Source organism: Streptococcus mitis, assembly GCF_001579035.1.
Classification (GTDB): Bacteria; Bacillota; Bacilli; order Lactobacillales; family Streptococcaceae; genus Streptococcus; species Streptococcus mitis_J.
In genome coordinates this window covers 398,971-403,172 of sequence record NZ_KQ970285.1, presented here as the reverse complement: position 1 = coordinate 403,172, position 4,202 = coordinate 398,971, and the positions used below count along the sequence as shown (strand labels likewise).

The 4,202-nt window shown below is 36.1% G+C and carries 4 protein-coding genes; all 4 read right to left on the bottom strand.

Translation table 11 applies throughout. The features are described from left to right. Positions 1-135 precede the first annotated feature (135 nt). Positions 136-1,713 (bottom strand): hypothetical protein, encoded by a 1,578-nt coding sequence (locus tag SMIDD26_RS12150; protein ID WP_061438746.1) that lies wholly within the window; start codon positions 1,711-1,713, stop codon positions 136-138. Positions 1,714-1,783: 70 nt separating this feature from the next. Beyond that, entirely contained in the window at positions 1,784-3,004 is a 1,221-nt protein-coding gene (locus SMIDD26_RS02025; RefSeq protein WP_061438745.1) for a DNA cytosine methyltransferase, read from the bottom strand. A gap of 61 nt (positions 3,005-3,065) precedes the next feature. Continuing rightward, positions 3,066-3,629: a hypothetical protein gene (locus tag SMIDD26_RS11310; protein ID WP_134990088.1), complete on the bottom strand. Its 564-nt coding sequence runs from the start codon at positions 3,627-3,629 to the stop codon at positions 3,066-3,068. Further along, a partial coding sequence (locus tag SMIDD26_RS12145) for a hypothetical protein (protein ID WP_246746853.1) occupies positions 3,550-4,202 on the bottom strand: 653 nt, incomplete at its 5' end. The genes SMIDD26_RS11310 and SMIDD26_RS12145, both read right to left, overlap by 80 nt.

The window sequence follows — 4,202 nt, the reverse complement described above, 5'->3', positions numbered from 1 at the left end:
CACAATTCCATCCAAAGACACAAAAACAGCCATAAGAGTCACCTCCTTGATTCCTATAGGCTGATTATAACAAGAATAGCTGAAATTGTACACGAAAATAAAATCCCTTACTTGTTACAATAGCTTTGAAAACTTTTATTTCTTTGCTACCCAGCCGATGGCATCGCTTGGGGGATTTTCGGTATCAATCCAAATAAATTCAATACCGATTTCCCCATTTTTAAACTTAGTCAAACGAATACCGTTGATTTCCAGTTCATTGAGTCGTTGACCCGTCAAGACTTCTCGTTCTTTCAACTGGAAAACACCACGTAAAATCCAATTCCCAAGGATTTCTTGCTTATCAGTTGACTGAATTGCCTTTCCAGCTTCTTGATTTATATAGGCGTTAATAACATCACCAGAAGATAAAAAGCGTAGTTTAAAAGTTCTTTCTTCTTTAGATAAAGCCAATTTTTTAGTTCCAGGTTCAAAAGTCCCAAATCCAGGACCAAAGAAGTCTTGCCTTTCGTCATGAAAGTTCTTGGAGTCTGGCAGAGGAATGTAAACTTCACTAACTGGACGATAAACCAGTTGTTCAATTTCTTTACTGAGTTTTTCATTACCAGTCTCGTGAACAAAGTTTATCAGATTCTCACGAATGGTCTTCATCTGAACTTTTTCTTCCTTGCTAGTCCACTTTTTCAAAAGGATTTCTTCTAAAGAGAAGGTCACAAAAGCTAGTTCTTCTGGAGCAAAACTATCCTTAAATTTATCCTGAATCTTTAAAATCCGTGGTAGACGATCTTTCTTAGCTAATTTTGAACCACCATTAAAGGCATTGAAACCAGAGTTTTCTTCCACATTTCCATGTTTATCTGTAATAACCCAAGACACTGTTTCTAAGACATCGGTTTTATCCTTTTCAGCTGTCAGCAAATGAAGATTTTCAAAGAGAGAAAAAGGATCTTCAATATAATGAACGTCCCAAGTATCTACCACAATGTCTTTATTATTAAAAGTCATGTGGAGCTGACTGTCAGCTGCCGTGTACTTGTAGTGGTGTTGCCCATCCGTAAATCGAAAATTGGTTGGATTGTTTTTGGTAGTTGATCCTTCAATGACCAGATTATCAATATCAACTGGCAAATAAGATGTTTCACCGACAAAAATCTTAGGATTTTCTCCCTTTGGTGTTGGCATTAGAACGTGATAAACAGCTTCAACATTGACCGAGTCCGAACTAAATCCCTTGATTTGTGCCTTAGAAGATTCGATTCTCTGATTTCTTAAGGTCGCAATCTTTCGTGCCAACTCTTTATAGCGTTGATAGTTTTGCTTATCTGCCGTTTCTTTATCTGCTGAGATATCTGCATGGAATTTGATATCACCCAACAAATCTGTCCAATCTTGAGAGTCCTTCTTAAACTGAGCGATCTTTTGGTCTCCAGAATTAATCCCAAAAGACTTAATACCCACTAGGTATTTATGATTTTCATCCACAACAACAGAGGCATCATAGGAAGTATTGGCAATATCTTCCCCAACAGCATTAAAACTCTTCTGGAAAACAGTCTCTTGAAATTTAGAATTAACAATCGGAGCAACATAATTCTCTGTTTGTCCCTCATCTTCGGACTCAGCCTTTTGAGAGAAAGCTTGGCTCAAGCTAGCGAAGTTGGTAATTAAGGTTTTGTATTTGTCTTTTTGTTCAGACTTTAGATGTTCCCACATAAGCACCCTCTTTTCTATTTTCAGTATATCAAAAGAAGATTAGTTTTTCACTAACCCTCTTATATATTCGTTAATTAATACTGTAAAATTCGAGATTTCCTCGTTTTTTAACCAATTTTAAATAATCTTCACCAGACAGAAGGGCTAGACCATCATCATAAGATTGGATTTTTTCAAGAGCCTGGTCATAGCTATCCACAAATTCCTTGACATAAGATTGCCCTTCAAATTGTCCATTCATCTTGGTGTAGATAATGGCGAATTTTCCTGAGCGTTCAAGTTGAGATTGCCCTTGACTTTCATTTAAAGCCTTGGCAACATTTTCCGCGATACGTTTAATCACGGGTACAACCACACTGTTTCCAGCCTGCTTGTATAGCTGACCGTTAGAAACCCCTTCTGGGATTTTAAAAGATTTAGGATAACCTTGAACATTAAAAGTTTCTTTCGGTGTCAGCTTACGAATATCCCCACTGTCCGTTAAAATCAATGGAACATTATGTCCACCTGTTCCCATGTTTGCTGTTAGGGTAGGGACGACACCGTTTTTATTTTCACGGACATATTGACGGCGCCACTGGTAAACCGTATCTTGACTGGTCACTTCAAACTTCAACTGGTCGTAGAAATTTTGCTTGCCTTCACGATAGTAGTAGACTTCATCAAGCTGGTCACCAAAGTTAATGACGTCTTGAAGAGTCGTAGTCAGTTTGATTTCCTCTGGAAATTCAAACAAGTCATAAGCTTCCTTGGTATCAAAACCAACGATGTAGATCCGCTCACGGTTTTGAGGGATATTTCCGTAGTCTTTCCCGTTGAGAACCTTCCACTTAATAAAGTAGTTGTTCTCGGTCAAAGCTTCACGAATAACCTTGAAAGTATTACCATGGTCATGACCTACCATGTTCTTGACATTTTCGATGAAAATAGCGCGAGGTTTGCATCCCTCAATCATGCGAAGCAATTCGAAGAAAAGATCGCCACGATCATCATCAAATCCCTTGCGATAACCCGCAATGCTAAAGGCCTGACAAGGGAAACCTCCCATAATCACATCCACGCGCTCAGCTGGAATGTCCTCTGGCTGAACATCGTGAATATCACGACCATCTAAATAGGTATCTGGATGGTTTAATTGATAAGTCTGACGCGCATACTTATCAAATTCATTGGCATACACCACTCTGAACTCGTTGGTCTGTTCAAATCCCAACTCAATTCCCCCAACACCTGAGAAGAAGGCTGCAATGTTGTACTTCTCAGAGCGGTTCGAACTTACAGAATTTGTCATGTCTTACCTGCTTTCTAAAATAAATAACTAAATATTATGATGGTTTATATAAAAATCAACATTATGGAATCCTTCCACCAACACAACCCCATGTAAAAATTTCCTTTCCAAGCTCAGTCCATTTTGAATCAATAAATGTATTTATTACAAATTTTTCAAATACAGAACTTAAATCTTCACTATTCTCTAAACTTTTCTTAGAAAGGTATTCAATAACTTTTTCCAATAAACCACCTTGACTAATAATAACTTTGGAAATATGTAAGCTTTCTATATTTTCGCTTACTTTAAATGATTCAACACAATCTTTCCAACAAGCATCATAGTTATCAGTATATGTTTTATTTCCTCGATAGATACCCTCTTTCATATCAAAGTAAAAATACAAATTTAATCTTTCTTCATACAATCTACTTAAAAACTTTATAGTATTTTGTGCATAAGTTTCTCTACTATCATATATTTCTTCAATGAGTTTTAATGGAATTAAGTTCTCAGCTTCGTGGACACCCTGCTCAGCTAATGAAATACATTCAAAAAACTTTCTATCTTTTGAGTCTATTATCTTTAGTACAGCTTTTAACGTTCCACCTATTGTATCCCCGGGATATTTTTGGTTCGCCATCAAATATACCGAGTAATAATCTATTTTCTTGCTTAATTAACCCATCCAGTATAGTAGCAGAATTTTGTCCACCCCCGGGGACTATATCAAACGAAAGGTGATAATTAATTCTATTTTTAAAGGCAAAATAGAATCCAATATAGTGATAAAATTTAAAATCGGTTAAATCTTCAACTATAAGTTGTGTCTTCGATAAAAACTCTTTTTTAAGAATATCTGATACTGTAATAATATGACAATTATCACATTCGATACCATTATTAGCAACAATTGTATAGTATCTGCTTACAACTTTTTTTAATTCTTTTGTTTCATGGATTTTTCTTCTCAGATAACTAAATAACCTACGAGCATTAGCCTCAAGAAGTGTACAGCTTTTTAAGTAATCTAGCACATCACGATCTGCAATAATTACGTTTAATTCTTTTCTTCTATTTGTCGCTAAACTATTTAACACAGAACATACGTCTGGGTCTTCCTCTGCTAATAATTGCAGACAACTTTTATGAATTTCAAATATCATTTTAGAGATAATTCCCCTCATCAAAGAATCCAATAGGCCAGTTTTCAAGA

Excerpts from the sequence above, each read along its gene's own strand:
- SMIDD26_RS12150 (WP_061438746.1), bottom strand. The coding sequence starts at position 1,713 with ATGTGGGAACATCTAAAGTCTGAACAAAAAGACAAATACAAAACCTTA.
- SMIDD26_RS02025 (WP_061438745.1), bottom strand. The coding sequence starts at position 3,004 with ATGACAAATTCTGTAAGTTCGAACCGCTCTGAGAAGTACAACATTGCA.
- SMIDD26_RS11310 (WP_134990088.1), bottom strand. The coding sequence starts at position 3,629 with ATGGCGAACCAAAAATATCCCGGGGATACAATAGGTGGAACGTTAAAA.